Source organism: Streptococcus mitis (assembly GCF_003942685.1).
GTDB classification, from domain to species: domain Bacteria; phylum Bacillota; class Bacilli; order Lactobacillales; family Streptococcaceae; genus Streptococcus; species Streptococcus mitis_CD.
Window position 1 is genome coordinate 143,348 of sequence record NZ_RJNR01000002.1, and the last position, 17,025, is coordinate 160,372.

Below are 17,025 nucleotides of genomic sequence, written 5' to 3' on the forward strand. Positions count from 1 at the left end.
CTAACGAAACAGAAACGTGGTATCAAATCCCGTCCAAAGAACAGATTATACTACCCCCGCTGCTGAACCTTGGACAAATGATACTAAAACCCCTAACCAACATGTGTAACCCTCTATCATACACGCTACCACACCACATGTTGGAAAATCTCTGTGAATTTCCATTTAGCAGAAATTCACAACAAGTCGTGACAAAAGGCTACCCTAATTGAATAATTTACTGTTAGTAGAGGATACCGATGTAGATAAACGGATAGATAGCCAATTCATCTCCACCCAACTAGCGAAAATGTAAATGAAGGAGATTCTCTCCGCTTATTCCTATTCTACTGACTTTGAAATCATCATACGTGACAATACCGCTTACCACCCGACTGACGATATCGTTCAGTCCACGCTTTCTGTACCTAGTACAAGGAGTAACATTTTATGAATAAATCTGAACACCGACACCAACTCATACGAGCTCTTGTAACGAAAAACAAGATTCACACTCAAGCTGAGCTACAATCTCTGCTTGCCGATAATGATATTCAAGTTACACAAGCTACACTTTCGAGAGATATTAAAAGCATGAACCTTTCAAAAGTGCGAGAAGAAGACAACTCTTACTACGTGCTCAATACAGGTTCAATCTCAAAATGGGAAAAACGTCTCGAAATTTACATGGAAGATGCTCTTGTCTTGATGCGTCCAGTTCAACACCAAGTCCTACTAAAAACCCTTCCTGGACTTGCTCAATCTTTTGGTTCTATCATTGATGCTTTGAGCTTCTCTGACGCTATTGCTACCCTCTGTGGCGATGATGTCTGTCTTGTCATCTGTGAAGATGCAGAAGCAGCTCAAAAATGCTTTGAAGAACTGAAAAAATTCGCTCCACCATTTTTCTTTGAAGAATAAAAAAATTCCGTGTCTCATATGGCACGGAATTTTTTTATCTATTTTACTGAGATGAATTGTCTTTTTTAGTTCGTGCCAATCTCAGGGCACGATTTGGATTGAGACGATTAAATAGTTCTTCCAATTTCTGTTCATTCCAAACATCTGCAGCGGAAACGAAATTGCCATCCGCATCTCGGAAAGATATCGGTTTATCTCCCATATCAGTCTCCTAGTCTACAAATTCAAACTCAAATTTACCAATGCGGACCAAATCCCCATCCTTAGCACCACGCGCACGAAGGGCTTCATCAACTCCCATACCACGAAGTTGGCGGGCAAATTTCATGACTGATTCGTCACGATCAAAGTTGGTCATATTAAAGAGCTTCATCAGTTTTTCACCAGAAAGCACCCATGTCGCATCATCATCACGGCTAATTTCAAAGGCTTTCTCTTCCTCGTCAAATCCATAGTAAGCTTCTTCTTCCATATCGGACTCGTCGTAGAGCAAGAATTCTGGTGTCTTATCTAGCAATTCAGCTGTAGCATCCAATAGAGTAGCCAGACCTTGCTTGGTCAATCCAGAAATTGGGAAAATAGCTGGTAAGTCTTCAAATTCATCGTAGTTTTCAGCTAATTTTTTCTTGAATTCTTCAAGATTTTCCTGACTCTCAGGCATATCCATCTTATTGGCTACAATAATCTGTGGACGCTCCATGAGGCGAAGATTGTATGACTCCAGCTCCTTGTTAATGGCAAGATAATCCTCATAAGGATCACGTCCTTCACTAGCTGACATATCAATAATATGAAGGATAACACGGGTACGCTCAATGTGACGGAGAAACTGAGTTCCCAAACCAACACCTTGACTAGCCCCTTCAATCAAACCTGGTAAATCAGCTACTGCAAAGGAGTCACCTGATTGGGCACGAACCATACCAAGATTTGGCACAATAGTCGTAAAATGGTAGGCACCAATTTTAGGTTTAGCAGATGTGATAACACTTAAAAGGGTTGATTTCCCAACAGATGGGAATCCAACTAAACCAACATCAGCCAAGATTTTTAGTTCCAATTGTAACTCACGTTCCTGACCTGGTTCTCCATTTTCAGAGATTTCCGGTGCAGGATTTTTTGGTGTCGCAAATCGAATATTTCCACGTCCACCGCGACCACCGTGGGCAACGATAAATTCTTGACCGTGTTCAATCAAATCTGTCAAGACCTTGCCAGTCTCTGCATCACGCACAGTCGTACCTTGTGGTACTCGAACTCTAAGGTCCTCAGCACCACGACCATGCATCCCTTTGGTCATTCCTTTTTCACCAGACTCAGCCTTGAAATGGCGATTGTAGCGGAAATCCATCAAGGTACGTAGCCCTTCGTCTACAACGAAGACCACATTTCCTCCACGACCACCGTCACCNCCCCAAGGACCGCCATTAGGGACATATTTTTCACGGCGAAAGGCAACCATGCCATCGCCACCATTACCAGCCTTGACCTTGATCTTAGCTGTATCTAAAAACATACTCATTTTTTCTTCTCACTTTAAAAAAGGGCTGGGAAATCCCAGTCACAAAATTTTCTTGAATCTTTTTATAGATTACTGAGGGCACCAATTGCAGTTGCAAAAATACCCAAAATACTTGCTACTAACATGATAAGCACGATAAGCAAGGTTAATTTCTCAAACATCGTTTTTTTACGTTTTCCATTATCTCCAAATGCCATTTTTATCTCCTTCGTTACATTCTATTTTCTATTATCTTAGCATGAATTCAGCTAGTTTTCAATAGTCACTTGCTACGGGCGCAATAATCCATAAAATGATATAGGCTACAATTCCAACTCCGTAACAAAAAGCAAGGACACCCCAAATAACGCGAACGATAGTAGGATCCATATCTAGATAATTGGCCACCCCAGCACAAACACCCGCAATCTTTTGGTCACGGCCGCTTCTCATTAATCGTTTATTCATAACTTGTCCTCTTTCTATTCTTCACGGTCTGTCAAATAATCTCTCATGCTAATCAGCTGTGTTTTCGACGCTTTTAGCATCCGTCTAGAGCCTTTTACCGGTACAGCAACCACCTGTTGTGGTAAATACAGAACTGTCTTAAAGATACGCTGACTGACCGTATCATCTTTAGATAAATCTTTCTGGAAATTATTTGAAATAATGGCATCCAGATAAAATTCATGCACTCGTTTCCCAAAGTTTTCAGCTGAAATCTCGTACAACTTCTCTGATAAAGTATGCTCATTCATGTCTGGCGTTGCAATCAGGGCTTCTAAAATAGCCCCAGCCAAATCATGTTCACCGTAGTATAATGTTCCAAACATCTTATCATTGATCAGATTGTCCAGATAAGGATTTCCGTGAGCAATAACTGGCGTTCCACTGGCCAAGCTTTCCAAGTATGTCAAACCCTGCGTCTCACTCGTCGATGCTGAGATGAAGAAATCCGCTGCCTTATAGTAAAGAGCCGTCTCACTAGGAGCAATCATCCCTGTAAAGACAACAGAGTCTTGAATCTCTAGTTTCTGGGCTTGCTCTTTAAGGTCATTCAGATAAGGGCCATCCCCGGCAACTACCAGTTTAACCTTGTCTTCCTCTTTCAGAACTTCTGCAAAAGCTGCTAATACTGCTTGAATATTTTTTTCATAAGAAATTCTGGAAAGACTCAGCAACATCTGTTCATCCTCTTGAATCCCTAATTTACTACGCAGTTCTTTTAGATTTTCTTGCTTGATTTCTGGACGCTCAAACTTGGCTAATTCAATCCCAGTTGGAATGACCCTTTTTTCAACCTTGACCTTATAGTCAGATAGCAAGTCTCGGACAATCTCACTCGGGCAAATAACCCCATCCACATCATGCAGGAAACCTCTTACTAAGTACTTGACCATACTAGGACGAATCAACATCCCCTTAGCAATATAATGCACGTAGTCTTCGTATTGGGTGTGATAGGTATGGATGACTGGAATCTTCAATTCACGCGCAATCCAAATTCCCAACAAGCCAAGAGAAAATTCTGTCTGAGTATGGATAATATCCAGTTGATATTGTTTAGCAATTTCAAGCGCCTTGCTGAATCCTCGATAGGCAAAGCGGCGATCCTTAAAAGCAAAGAAAGGAACACTTGGAATACGGATGATTTGCCAATCTTCGTAGCGATTGACATCCTTATCTGTCGTAGTAAAGATAAAAACAGCATGCCCCTGCTTTTCAAGTTCTGTTTTCAAGGTTCGAATACTGGTCGCAACACCAGAAACCTGAGGAAAATAGGTATCTGTAAATAAACCAATTCGCATAGATTACCTCACTTTTTACTTTCTCCCTAAAGCGGCTTGTTTCTCATAAAAATCCAACCAGATTTGTAAGAGATGCTCTTCAGAATACTCTCTAGAAATATTCTTAGCTTTTTCTTTCAAATCTTTTAAAGCATCAGGATTCGCTTGATATTCCAGAATAGCTTCTTTCATCTCTTCTCTATCTGCTGTCGCCCGATAATTGCCCTCCAAAATTACCTTATAAAGATCTAAATCACGCAACATAATAGGAGCTTCACAACTGGCAGCCTCTAAAATCGTCATCGGAAAGAGCTCATTGTAACTAGGCAACAAGAAAAGGTCCGCTAGGGCATACAACTCGCGCATCCGCTCTGGTGAGACAATACCTGGAAAAATCAAATTTTTAGGGGGATTCTCCATGATTTTCTTGTAGCGTTCATAACCATCTGTCATACCACCAAAAGAGAAACCACCGGCCCAGATAAAGGTAATTTGCGGCAATTCCTCAGCCAGACGGATAAAATCATCAATCCCTTTGCGTTTCTGAACTTGACCAGCACCTACTACGATAAACTGATTATCACTAAGACCTAGCTCTGTTCGCAGTCTCGCTACCTCTTCCTGTGGAAGAGGATGCCATTTTTCCTTGTTAACAAAGTTAGGAATATAGGTCACTTTTTCACGTGGAATACCAGCTGCCACCAAATCCTCGATAAACATAGGATTGACCACCACCAAATGCTCCATCCGGTTGTAAAAAGAAAATACATAGCGTTTCACAATTCCCTTTAAGAAAAATGGAATTTTCAAACTCCCCTCAAGCGTATCAGGTAAGAAATGCACATAGCCAATTTTCCTTCCTGAGCGTTTCTTTTGGAATGTTGATAAATAATAGGGGAAATCAATCGTATGAAAGTGAGTCACATCTGCCTCTATTGGAAGATTTTCTGTAACAATCAATTGGTCCTTGGCATCACGGTGAAGAAGACGAACTAATTCACGGTAAGCACCTGAAACTCCTTGTCCTGCTACTTTCTCACTTGAACTCAACATATTGATGCGTAATTTCTTTTTTTCCATAACTACTATTATATCATTTTCTTTGAATAAAATCAGCAAAAGAAAGGAGAGACTAGAGGAAAAGAGGGGGAAATTTCCTCGCTTTTCCAATAATCTCTCACATGTTTTTATTTGTTTACTTAATGCCTAGGGCAATACGTGCATAGCGACTCATTTTTTCAACAGTCCAGGCTGGATACCAAACTAATTTGACCTCAGTATCCGTTACTTCTGGAACCTCTGTCATAGCATCATAAATCTGGTCTGTCAAAAGGTCTGCTAGAGGACAACCCATGGTTGTCAAAGTCATATCAATCTCTGTTTGTCCTGTGTCACCGTCAAAACGAATTTCATAGATCAAACCAAGATTGACAATATCGATTCCCAACTCAGGGTCAATAACTTCTTCCAAGGCTGATAAAATTCGTGTTTTGATGTTTTCAATTTGCTCTTCTGTATAAGCCATATTCATCCTCACTCTTAGTCTTCAATAAAATCACGAAGCGGTTTGCTGCGACTTGGTTGGCGTAGTTTTCTCAAAGCTTTAGCTTCAATCTGACGGATACGCTCGCGAGTCACGTTAAAGACTTTACCCACATCTTCAAGGGTACGCATTTTACCATCATCTAGCCCAAAACGCAGACGCAAAACATTTTCTTCACGGTCTGTAAGAGTATCCAAGACCTCATCCAACTGCTCACGCAAAACGATACGAGTTGTATAGTCCACTGGATTTTCAATCACTTCATCTTCGATAAAGTCCCCAAGGTGGCTATCATCCTCTTCACCGATTGGAGTTTCAAGGGATACCGGTTCTTGGGCAATCTTCAAGATTTCACGAACCTTGTCAGGGGTCATATCCATACGTTCAGCGATTTGTTCTGGTGTTGGATCTTGTCCCAATTCTTGAAGGAGGTTACGCTGTTCACGAACCAATTTATTGATGGTTTCAACCATGTGAACTGGGATACGGATGGTACGAGCTTGATCCGCAATAGCACGAGTGATAGCCTGACGAATCCACCAAGTTGCGTAAGTTGAAAACTTGAACCCTTTAGAATAATCAAACTTGTCAACCGCCTTCATCAAGCCCATGTTCCCTTCTTGAATCAAGTCAAGGAACTGCATACCACGGCCGACATAGCGTTTAGCAATAGAAACAACCAAACGAAGGTTGGCTTCCGCAAGACGTTGTTTGGCTTCGATATCACCAGCTTCAACAGCCAGTGCCAATTCTTTTTCCTCTTCATTGGTCAAGAGAGGAACGACTCCGATTTCTTTCAAGTACATACGAACAGGGTCATTGACCTTAGCCGAAGTTGAACCAATCAAGTCCTCGTCGCTGAGTTCTGGCTCTTCTTCAGTGCTCAGAACACGCGCACTCGGATTTCCTTCGTTATCTGTGATAGAAATCCCTGCATCCTGAATTCGCTGCAAGAGATCTTCAATCCCATCAGCATCCAAGGTAAAAGGAATCACCAGACTTGCATTAATTTCATCATCAGTTGCTGTCCCTTTTTGTTTATGATTACGGATAAATTCTGCTACTTGTACATCAAATGTTGTTACTTCTTTTTGTTTTGTTGCCATTATTACTCCATTCTTCTCTTTTGGGAAATTAAACGTTCCAATTCTTCTAGGGCTGTGTCAGTATCTCCTACATGGCTAGCTTCCTGCACCTTCTTTTTGATTCTCATATTGTCCTGATTCAATAGAGCCTTGTTTCGAGTCATTTCTACTTCACTAAGTTCCTGAGGTGACATCTCAGCAGGCAAATCCTGAGCTAAGACTTGATACCAAGCTCTTTCAACTTCTTCTGTCTGTTCTGCCAAAACTTCTGGAGGAAGATTCCCATACTGGCCAAGCAAATCATACAAGACTTGAAATTCAGGTGTGTCAAATGAAAAGTCATCCCGCAAACGGTAATCATTCAAAACAAGGGGAGATTCCATCATTCGATAAAGTAGATGGACTTCTGCCCTCATAATAGCCGATAACTGCTTGGTGACAGGCATAGTGATTGGCGTCTGTCTGGAAATCCCTTCCATGCGATTCTGCCTTTGCGCCTGACGACTCTCATTCACAATCTGCTCAATCTGGGCATAATCAAAGGACGCCAGACTGTCAGCTAAAATATGAATGTAGCTATTTTGAGCAGTGATGGACTTTTCTTGAACAATCAAGGGAGCTATTTTTTCAATAAACTCAATTTGAGCTTGCAGATTTTCACTGTTTTCAGGCTTGTACTGGTGAATGTAGAACTCAATCGGACTAATACGAGTTTTCGTTAATAGATAGGCCAAGTCTTCTGGTCCATTTTTTTGTAGATACTCATCAGGATCCAAGTTATCAGGCATGCTGACGATTTGCACAGGCATATCACCAATTTCATCCAGCGCTTTCAATGTCGCAGCCTGCCCAGCCTTATCGCCATCGTATACCAGAACCAACTTCTTGGTTAACCTTTTCAGATGCTCAACATGCTCACGACTCAAGGCTGTTCCCATAGATGCGACAGCATTTTCGATTCCAGCCCGATAGGCTGCAATGACATCCATGAATCCTTCCATCAGGTAAATCTCACTGGTTTTGCCAGAAGATTTTTTTGCCCTATCCATATGATATAATTCGTAACTTTTGTTAAAAATTGCAGTCGATCGGCTATTTTTATACTTAGAAGTTTGTGAATCCGTTTTCTGCCAGATACGACCTGAGAAGGCGATAACCTTTCCTTGGTCATTTGTCAGGGGAAACATAATACGATTGTGAAAGGTGTCTACAAATTGATTGGCATCCGAGAGATAAAACAGTCCTGAATCCAAGAAATCCTCTTCACGATAGTGACCAGACAAACGTTGATAAAGATAGTTGCGTTCTGGAGGTGCTAAACCAATCCGAAAATGTTTGAGCACTTCATCTGTCAAACCACGCTGATAAAGGTAATTTCTGGCCTCTTCTCCCATAGTCGTTGTCATGAGAATAGCATGGTAAAATTTGGCAGCATCTTCGTGCATATCATAAAGAGCTTGGTGAGGCGAAACTGGCTTCTGTTCACTATAAAGCGGCTTTTCAACCTCAATCCCAACACGCTGACCTAAGATTTGGACAGCCTCCATAAAGGGAACCCCTTGGTACTCCTCTATGAACTTAAAGACATCACCTGAGCGACCACAACCAAAACAGTGGTAAAACTGCTTATCCTCAACAACGTTGAAAGAAGGTGTTTTTTCACCATGAAAAGGACAGAGCCCTAGATAGTTCCGTCCTGCCTTTTGTAAAGAAATCACATCTCCTATGACTTCCACAATGTTGGCATTGTTTTTGATTTCTTCAATGACTTGTTTGTCAACCATACACAATACCTCCATGTTATCATAGTTTACTTTATATAGTATACTTTATTTCAGAAAAAAAGTAAACCATTTCACTCATTTTCCCTAGTTTATTCAAAGAGCTGATAATAATCAGAGATTTTCATTTTTGCTTTTTCTTCTTGTTTCAAATCTTGGATAATTCGTCCTTCTTTCATGACAATTAAACGATTGCCATATTTGAGAGCATCTTCCATATGGTGGGTAATCATAAGCGCTGTCAGCTGATCTTTCTTGACAAATTCGTCTGTCAATTCCATCAAGGCTACACTGGTCTTTGGATCAAGGGCCGCAGTATGCTCATCTAACAAGAGTAATTCAGGTCGCTTCAAGGTTGCCATCAAGAGACTCAAAGCCTGTCTTTGTCCACCTGATAAGAACTCAATCGGTGTATTCAAGTGTTTCTCAAGACCGTTTCCCACTTTTTCAATGGTAGCCTGAAATTCATCCTTATAACTAGACAAGCGTCGTGGTAACAATCCACGCTTTTCACCACGAAACTTGGAAATCAAGAGATTCTCTGCCACTGTCATACGAGGAGCTGTCCCCATCTTGGGATCTTGGAAGACTCGAGACAGATACTTGGCACGCTTCTCGGGTGAAAACTTAGTAACATCTTCACCCAAGATACGAATAGTTCCACTGGTTAATGACAAAGTTCCTGCAATGGTGTTAAAGAGAGTCGATTTCCCAGCACCATTTCCACCTAAAATCGTGATAAAGTCCTGTTCAAAAATTTCTAAGGAAACATCATTTAAAATAATCTTTTCTTCATCAAAACCATTTTTAACGACTTTGGTTGCATTTTTTAATTCTACAATTGCTGTCATTTGCTTAACTTGGCTCCTTTCAAGATTGTTTGCTTAAATGTTGGAATCATGAGGCAGACTGCTAAAATCAAGGCGCTGTACAAACGAAGGTAACTTGTATTAAAGCCAAGCGCGATAACTGCCCATACTAAAAATTGATAAGCGATAGAACCTACAACTATAGCAACCAGACGTTCTGCCAAGCTCAAACTCTTGAAGATAACTTCTCCAATAATCAAACTTGCAAGACCTACAACGATAACCCCGATTCCTCGAGATACATCAGCATAGCCTTCTTGCTGGGCAATGAGGGCACCTGCAAGGGCAATAACACCATTTGATAAGACCAAGCCCATGAGCTCCATGCGTCCAGTATGAATCCCGAAACTTCTAGCCATATCAGGATTGTCACCTGTAGCAATATAGGCTTGTCCGAGTTTGGTGTCCAAGAAAAAGAGCATGAGAACAATGACAAGACTGACAAAGATGAGACCTGTCAAGAGTTGATTCAAATCCGAATCAAAAGGCAAAACATCCTGAATTTGCTTAGTTCCAAGCAGGCCTAAATTCGCACGTCCCATAATCAAAAGCATGATAGAGTGACAAGAAGTCATCACCAAAATCCCTGAGAGCAAGGTTGGGATTTTCCCTTTTGTATAAAGAAGTCCTGCTGCCATTCCAGCCAAACAACCTGCTCCTACAGCAACAAGTGTCGCTAAAAAAGGGTTCACGCCTTTGGTTATCAGAGTGACAGCAACAGCTCCCCCAAGAGGGAAGGAACCTTCTGCCGTCATATCTGGAAAGTTCAAAATCCTAAATGTCATAAAGATTCCCAGACCTAGAATAGCCCAGACAAATCCTTGAGAAATAATAGATAATATCATCTGTTTCTTAACCTTTTCTATATGATTTCTATTGTAAAAAATTGGAGGAGATGTCCCCAACTCCTCCATTCTAGATTATTCAATCACTTGTCCTGCTTCTTTTAGAACAGATTCAGGAATCGTAATACCTAATTCTTGTGCCAATTTTTTGTTAATTACTGACTTACCAGTTGAAAATACATTGACTGGAGTATCAGCTGGTTTTGCACCTTTCAAAACTTGTGCAATCATTTTACCTGTTGCCACACCGAGATCATGTTGATCAACTACAACGGATGCCAAACCACCTGCTTCTACCATGGCAGTTGCGCTTGGGTAGATTGGTTTTTTAGCTGATTGGTTGCTTGATACAACAGTTGAGAAGGCTGAAGCAATAGTGTTATCGATTGGAACCCAGATAGCATCAACCTTGCTAGTCATAACGTTAACTGTTGAAGCAATTTCATTTGTTGAAGGAACTGCAAATGTTTCTACTGTCAAACCTGCTTTTTCAGCATAAGCCTTAAATTCTTCTACCTGAGTTTTTGAATTGTCTTCGCTGCTTGAGTAAAGAGCTCCGATTGTTTTCACATTTGGTGTCAAAGCCTTGATGAGTTCAACTTGTTGTTGAGCTGGATTGTGGTCAGATACCCCTGTGATGTTGCCACCTGGTTTTTTCAAATCTTTAACCAAGTTCGCACCGATTGGGTCTGTAATAGCAGCCATGATAACCGGTAGGTCTTTTGTGGCACTAGCCAAGCCTTGAGCAGCTGGTGTTGCAATCCCTACTACTAGGTCATTCCCATTTGCAACCAATTGTTTACTCATTGTCGCAACCTTACTTTGGTCACCTTCTGAGTTCATAAAATCGATTTTAAGTTGATCATCTTTATAACCTTCTTCTGCAAGTCCATCTTGGATTCCCTTATAAATCAAGTCAAGAGATGGATGGCTTACAAACTGAAGGACACCAACTTTGGCAACTTTCTTTTCATTTTTAGCTTCTGGTTTATTCATTGAAGAGTAAATCAAACTTCCTGCTACTAAGACTGCTAATGCAGCGATAATTCCAATTAAACGTTTATTTTTCATTCTATTTCTCCTTTTCATTCTTTTAAAATACTTCACTTATCTAATACTCTTCGAAAATCTCTTCAAACCACATCAGCGTCGCCTTACCGTAGGTATATGGTACTGACTCTATCAGTTCTATCCACAACCTCAAAACAGTGTTTTGAGCAGCTTGCGACTAGCTTCCTAGTTTGCTTTTTGATTTTCATTGAGTATAAACAAGTGACGCCATCGTTTTCTTTCCATACTAACCTCCATCAAAAAAGTCCTCACACAAAAAAACTTGTGTGAGGACGTCGATGCGCGGTACCACCTCAATTATAGGGAATTTCCCTATCGCTCTGTCTCGCAATAACGAGATGCACTGTAAGGTGTGCTCACCGAATTTTTATGATTTCAAATTCTAAATAACATTCAGCCCAATTTTCATCATCATCACTTATCTGTTTTCAGCTACCACAGACTCTCTAAAAAAGTTTATATGATTACTTTTCTGAATGGTTAAATTATATCATTTTTCAAATACTTGTCAAGACTCTTTTAGCATTTTTTTGAACTATTCAAAAACTTCCCCTATAGAAAAGAGGAAGTTTGATAGGTATCAGCCTGAATTACGCAATCCTGTCGCAATTCCGTTGATGGTTGTATGGATTAATTTTTCTTGATCGCTTGATAATTCTCCTCGACGTTGACGTTTAATCAACTCCAACTGGATATAGTTGAGGATATTAAAGTAAGGCATACGGTAATCCAAACTTGCTTTTAGATATGGATTTTCAGCCAAGAGTTCATCGTAACCTTCGATAGCCAAGATAACTTCTTTGGTGACTTGCCATTCATTTAGAATAGTCTCATAGATTGCTTTTACTTCTTCATCCTCACAAAGTTTGGCATATTCAAAAGCAATATTCATATTTGATTTTGACAAGACCATATCGACATTTGAAAGAAGCGATTGGAAGAAAGGCCAGTTTTGGTACATGTCTCGTAGGATAGCGATATTCTCTGGATTTTTATCAATAAATTCCTTGAAGCTTGAACCAACCCCATACCATCCAGGGAACATGACGCGACTTTGCGACCATGAGAATACCCAAGGGATAGCTCGCAAACCACCGATTTCAGTAATAGTCTTACGAGCGGCTGGACGTGAACCAATGTTAAAGCTTGAAATAGCCTTGATTGGACTTGACTCGAAGAAATAATCATAAAAATGATCATTACCAAAGACCAAATCACGGTAGATATCGTAACTACGGTCCACTACTTGGTCCATAATAGCTTCATAACGATTTGAGGTATTGGTATCACTCTTCTTCTGAGTAATCATACGGTTAATGGCTGCAGATACTAACATTTCAAGGTTATAGTAAGCTGCGTCTTTATTACCGTATTTATTCCCAATTACTTCACCCTGCTCCGTCAAGCGGATACGATCTTTGATAGACTTGAGCGGTTGAGATGTGATGGCTTCATAGGTTGGTCCACCACCACGACCGACAGTACCACCGCGACCATGGAAGAAGGTAACCTTAACGCCAAATTCATCTCCGATAGCAGTCAATTGTTGTTGAGCCTTGTAGAGGGTCCAACATGATGATAGGTAACCACCATCTTTATTACTGTCAGAGTAGCCCAACATGATTTCTTGATAGTTATTGCGTGAAGCAATCCATTTCTTGGCCAGAGGAAGAGAAAGATATTCTCTCATGGTTTCTTCTGAGTGGTCCAAATCCTCAATTGTTTCAAAGAGAGGAACAATTTGGACACGGGCTCTTTCTTTATCAACTAACCCTACTTCTTTTAGCAAGATAGCCAATTCCAACATGTCTGATACGCTGGTTGCATGTGAAATGATAGTCTGACGAATGACATCATCTCCCAACTTATCTTTCAACTTACGAGCAGCCTTAAAGATTGCTAATTCTTTTTCAAGTAACTCTGATTTTTCAACGTGAGTGGCAGAAAGAATACGTGGATCTTCTTCCAATTCTTTCAAAAGAAGCTGGCATTTTTCTTCTTCACTGAGTTCTCTATAATGAGAATGAATACCTGCTGATTTCAAAAGTTCTGCTACACAGGCTTCATGAACACTAGAATCTTGACGCATGTCAATAGATGCCAAATAGAAACCAAAAATTTCAACTGCCTGAATCAGCTCAACAAAATCACCAGAAATCAGTGCTTCACCCTTGTTTTCCAAGAGGGAATCACGAATGGTAATTAAATCCTTATAAAAATCATTAGCTGTTTCATAGCGAGCTCCAACTTCCTTATCCTCAATCAAATAAGCTTTTGTCGCTTGGATTTTTGATTGAATATCAAACAAGGCACGGCGGTAAAGCTCTTTTTCACGGTAGATAGAGTTATCCTTGGATTGACGAGCCATTTCTCTGACTTGCTTGCTCACATTGACAATACTGGTTGAGAGAGAGAATTCACGATAAAGTTGGTAAATCTTTTCATCATAGTAGTTCATGATGACTTCACACTGAGTCATAGCAGATTGTTTCAAGGTATCTGCTGTAACAAAAGGATTCCCATCACGGTCTCCACCAATCCACATACCCATGGTAATTGGTTTTGGATGTTTCAACTCCAAGCCATGTTTTTTAGCCAGACGTTTGTACTCAGCAGTCAAATGAGGAACTGCCTTCAGGAATGAACTATTGTAGTATTCCATAACATTCGTGATTTCATTGGTTACTTTCAATTTCTTTTCACGAATCATGTCTGTTTGCATGATAATCTCAATGTAACGACGGAGATCATTATGCCATTTTTCCTTATTAATCAAACCTAATTTCACATCACGGTACTTACGCAAAAGCGTATGGATATGATTGGTCAAATCCAACATACTCTTACGTTGTACTTGTGTTGGATGGGCAGTCAAAACAGGGACAACATTCAAGTGTTCAAGAATTTCAACCGCATTTTCTTTTTCTGCAACCATTTTGATTGTTGCTGACAATTTCCCAAGATAATCTTGATCGATATTATTTTGGTGGTTGATTTCATAGGCCAAATCCACGTCTTCTGAAATATTAATCAAAAGAGGCAAGATAGAGAAATAGCGTGAAATATAAGCCATTTCATCATTTGTCAGACTAGTAACCAGTTGGTTCAAGCCTTGATAATCTTCTTGAGTTGATAATTCTTTCAACTCCATGATTTTTGCAAAAGTCTCTGGGGCAAGCATATTTTTAGTGATATCTTCTAACAATTCTGTTAAAATCAATACTTCTTCTTGCACGACAGCTTTATTACTATAGTTTTCTAATTTTTGAAGAGACATAGGTAATCCTTTCCACTATCAACTCTACATATAGTTTGATGAGTGAGTTTCTAACTCCTCATATAATTGGGCACGTTTTTCACTTGCATCAATATTTAAGACAAAAGCAATGGCTACAGACAAGACTAGGAGACTGTTCCCTCCTTGTGATAAGAAGGGGAAGGTTACTCCTGTCGAAGGAATAATGCCAGAAATTCCACCGATATTGACAAATACCTGTACCAGCATCATCCCCCCAACCCCAATCGCCATCATGGAATTAAAGGGATTCTTAGCACGAATACCGACTAGGATAATTCGTAAAATCAGGAAAAAGACAAGTGCTAAAATCAAGCTGGCTCCCACAAATCCAAACTCTTCAATAACAATTGAAAATACAAAGTCTGTATGGGCCTCTGGTAAATAACCACGTTTTTCGATTGAATTTCCTAAGCCTAGACCAAACCACCCACCATTTACCATGGCAAAGTAGGAATTTGCAAGTTGGTGGCCTGACCCTGCCAAATCAGCAAAGGGATTAAAGTAGGCACTGAAACGCTTAGCAACGTAACCAAATACTGGAACTTTTGAAAACTTATCAACCCCGATCATAGAAATAGCTGATAAGGACAGGGCTGAAACTCCAAATAATACACCGATAAAGGCTATAAACCAACGATGAGCAATTCCACTAACTGTATACATAATCAAGGCGACCAGAGCTAGGATGGTCGCATTCCCCAGATCTGGGAAAATAGCCAAACTTCCTATCATGACTAGTAGGACGAAGCGCCAATCATTAAAAGCACGAGGTATCCATTGATTTTGAGTTAAAACTTGAAAATCGTAAATACCAATTTCATCCTGTTGTTTTGAAAAACGTTGGGCCAAGTACCAGACGATGATAATCTTCAAATACTCAGCTGGCTGAATGGTCAAAGGTCCTACTGAAATCCAACCATAGGCTCCATTGACTGGCGTACCAATTAAGCGAGCCAGAGCCAAAAGAATCAGCTCAACAAACATAATAATAAATAGCAGTCGTTCTTTTCTTAAAAAATTCAGTTTCAGCTTATATATCAAGGCAATCAATATTAAACTAAGTATCCAAAACATTCCCTGACTTCGAACCAATTGGAGGGCACTTTTACCTTCTTCGATAAGAATGGCACTGGTTGTAGAATAAACTACAATCAAGCCCAAAATAGATAAAAGTAAGTAAGGGACTAGAATAGAATAGTTTAACAGGTGCCTCTTACTAATCTTCATAGTATCACCAATCTAATGAGAACAAAAGAAATTATTCCCAAATTCCGCTTATTTTCTAGTTTTGATTGCTATTATACCATTTTTTCCGAAAGAAAAAAACTCTTACCCTTAAGATAATAGATTTTCTCATAAGAAAAAGAGCGCTTGGCTCTTTTCTGTTTTATTCTTTTGAAGAACTACTTGAGCTTGAATCGCCACCACCGATATATTGGGTAAAGATATTTTGGAAGGCTTGATCTTTAACCTTGATATTGGCTGCTTGCAATTCTTTTCCGACAATACTTTGAACAAATGATGCATCATTTTGTTTTTGAGTCAAGATAACAGTTTTCAATTTTTCTTTGTAGTCATCTATATTAGATGACTTTTCTGTTTTCTTAATGAGTTTTACAATGTAATATTGACTGCTGTATGCTTGAGTACCAGTAGCTGTAATGACATCAGAAATGCCGTTAACATCCAAGGCAAAAGCTGCTTTCTTAACTTGATCTGGTACTTCTGTTGAAGCTGAATCAAAAGTGATTTCACCACCATTCGCTTTGGTTTTCTCATCAGTTGAGTTATCTTTAGCTAATTGAGCAAAGTCTGCATCACTAGCCTTAGCTTTTTCAAGAATTTCTTTAGCCTTATCTTCATTATCAAAACGAATAATTTGAGCAGTTACGTCCGGAGTATAGTTCTCAAATGCTTTCTTATAGGCTTCATCAGTTAATTCAGCTTCTGCAGCCTTTTTAACTGCAAATTCAACTAATTTACTTGTACGAATTTGTGCTTTACGTGTTTCAAGAGTCATACCTGATTGTGATAAGACACGTTGGTAATTCTCACCATATTGTTTTTCTTCTCCAGAAATGATTTCATCGATTTCTTTGTCATCTACCTCTGAGCCATATTGCTTCTCAAATACTTTTTGGATGGTCATGTTCAACAAGACTTGTTGGGCTGAAGGATTGATTTTCACTTGCTCATAAAATTGATGTTCTGTGATGACATCCCCTTTCATGCTGATAAGGTCTGCCCCTTCTGAACCTTTCGAACAAGCTGCTAAAGTTGCTACTGATAATAGTGTAATGGCACCTGCCAATAGTTTTTTCTTCATGTCTACTCCTTTGAGATAA

16 protein-coding genes and 1 other annotated feature are annotated in these 17,025 nt (G+C 39.8%); of the genes, 1 reads left to right on the forward strand and 15 read right to left on the reverse strand.

Annotated elements, in window-relative coordinates:
- The first annotated feature begins 429 nt into the window (after positions 1-429).
- Positions 430-900, forward strand: coding sequence for an arginine repressor (locus D8855_RS02495; RefSeq protein WP_049552526.1), 471 nt, complete (start codon positions 430-432; stop codon positions 898-900).
- 43 nt (positions 901-943) lie between these two features.
- Here D8855_RS02495 and D8855_RS02500 read toward each other — a convergent pair whose 3' ends face one another.
- From D8855_RS02500 to prsA, 15 genes are all read right to left on the reverse strand, one after another.
- Entirely contained in the window at positions 944-1,102 is a 159-nt protein-coding gene (locus D8855_RS02500; protein ID WP_049552527.1) for a hypothetical protein, read from the reverse strand.
- 9 nt (positions 1,103-1,111) lie between these two features.
- Positions 1,112-2,422: a GTPase ObgE gene (gene obgE / locus D8855_RS02505; RefSeq protein ID WP_125415832.1), complete on the reverse strand. Its 1,311-nt coding sequence runs from the start codon at positions 2,420-2,422 to the stop codon at positions 1,112-1,114.
- A gap of 62 nt (positions 2,423-2,484) precedes the next feature.
- Positions 2,485-2,619, reverse strand: a complete 135-nt coding sequence (locus D8855_RS02510; protein ID WP_000863852.1) for a DUF4044 domain-containing protein — start codon at positions 2,617-2,619, stop codon at positions 2,485-2,487.
- Positions 2,620-2,677: 58 nt separating this feature from the next.
- Positions 2,678-2,854: a PspC domain-containing protein gene (locus D8855_RS02515; RefSeq protein ID WP_049488793.1), complete on the reverse strand. Its 177-nt coding sequence runs from the start codon at positions 2,852-2,854 to the stop codon at positions 2,678-2,680.
- A gap of 29 nt (positions 2,855-2,883) precedes the next feature.
- Positions 2,884-4,209, reverse strand: a complete 1,326-nt coding sequence (locus tag D8855_RS02520; protein ID WP_125415835.1) for a glycosyltransferase family 4 protein — start codon at positions 4,207-4,209, stop codon at positions 2,884-2,886.
- 15 nt (positions 4,210-4,224) lie between these two features.
- Positions 4,225-5,268 carry an alpha-galactosylglucosyldiacylglycerol synthase gene (gene cpoA, locus D8855_RS02525; protein ID WP_043901736.1) on the reverse strand — a complete coding sequence of 348 codons (1,044 nt, stop codon included), beginning with the start codon at positions 5,266-5,268 and terminating at the stop codon, positions 4,225-4,227.
- Between the two features lie 115 nt (positions 5,269-5,383).
- Positions 5,384-5,713, reverse strand: a complete 330-nt coding sequence (locus tag D8855_RS02530; protein WP_000331925.1) for a metal-sulfur cluster assembly factor — start codon at positions 5,711-5,713, stop codon at positions 5,384-5,386.
- 14 nt (positions 5,714-5,727) lie between these two features.
- Positions 5,728-6,837 (reverse strand): RNA polymerase sigma factor RpoD, encoded by a 1,110-nt coding sequence (gene rpoD / locus D8855_RS02535; protein ID WP_000201903.1) that lies wholly within the window; start codon positions 6,835-6,837, stop codon positions 5,728-5,730.
- 2 nt (positions 6,838-6,839) lie between these two features.
- Complete coding sequence (gene dnaG, locus D8855_RS02540) at positions 6,840-8,600, reverse strand: DNA primase (protein ID WP_125415837.1); 1,761 nt, start codon at positions 8,598-8,600, stop codon at positions 6,840-6,842.
- A gap of 89 nt (positions 8,601-8,689) precedes the next feature.
- The gene (locus D8855_RS02545; protein ID WP_125415840.1) at positions 8,690-9,448 is read right to left on the reverse strand and encodes an ABC transporter ATP-binding protein; all 759 of its coding nucleotides are present in this window, start codon (positions 9,446-9,448) and stop codon (positions 8,690-8,692) included.
- A complete protein-coding gene (locus D8855_RS02550; RefSeq protein WP_125415842.1) occupies positions 9,445-10,311 on the reverse strand; it encodes an ABC transporter permease in 867 nt (288 codons plus the stop codon). Before D8855_RS02550 ends, D8855_RS02545 begins: the two co-directional genes overlap by 4 nt.
- A gap of 75 nt (positions 10,312-10,386) precedes the next feature.
- A complete protein-coding gene (gene trpX / locus D8855_RS02555; RefSeq protein ID WP_004259575.1) occupies positions 10,387-11,382 on the reverse strand; it encodes a tryptophan ABC transporter substrate-binding protein in 996 nt (331 codons plus the stop codon).
- 265 nt (positions 11,383-11,647) lie between these two features.
- Positions 11,648-11,866 (reverse strand) — a binding site (T-box leader).
- Positions 11,867-11,962: 96 nt separating this feature from the next.
- Positions 11,963-14,659, reverse strand: a complete 2,697-nt coding sequence (ppc, locus tag D8855_RS02565; protein WP_125415845.1) for a phosphoenolpyruvate carboxylase — start codon at positions 14,657-14,659, stop codon at positions 11,963-11,965.
- A 24-nt stretch (positions 14,660-14,683) separates the two neighbouring features.
- Positions 14,684-15,907, reverse strand: a complete 1,224-nt coding sequence (gene ftsW / locus D8855_RS02570) for a cell division peptidoglycan polymerase FtsW (RefSeq protein ID WP_049510558.1) — start codon at positions 15,905-15,907, stop codon at positions 14,684-14,686.
- 160 nt (positions 15,908-16,067) lie between these two features.
- Positions 16,068-17,006 carry a peptidylprolyl isomerase PrsA gene (prsA, locus tag D8855_RS02575; RefSeq protein WP_049491798.1) on the reverse strand — a complete coding sequence of 313 codons (939 nt, stop codon included), beginning with the start codon at positions 17,004-17,006 and terminating at the stop codon, positions 16,068-16,070.
- Between the last annotated feature and the right edge of the window lie 19 nt (positions 17,007-17,025).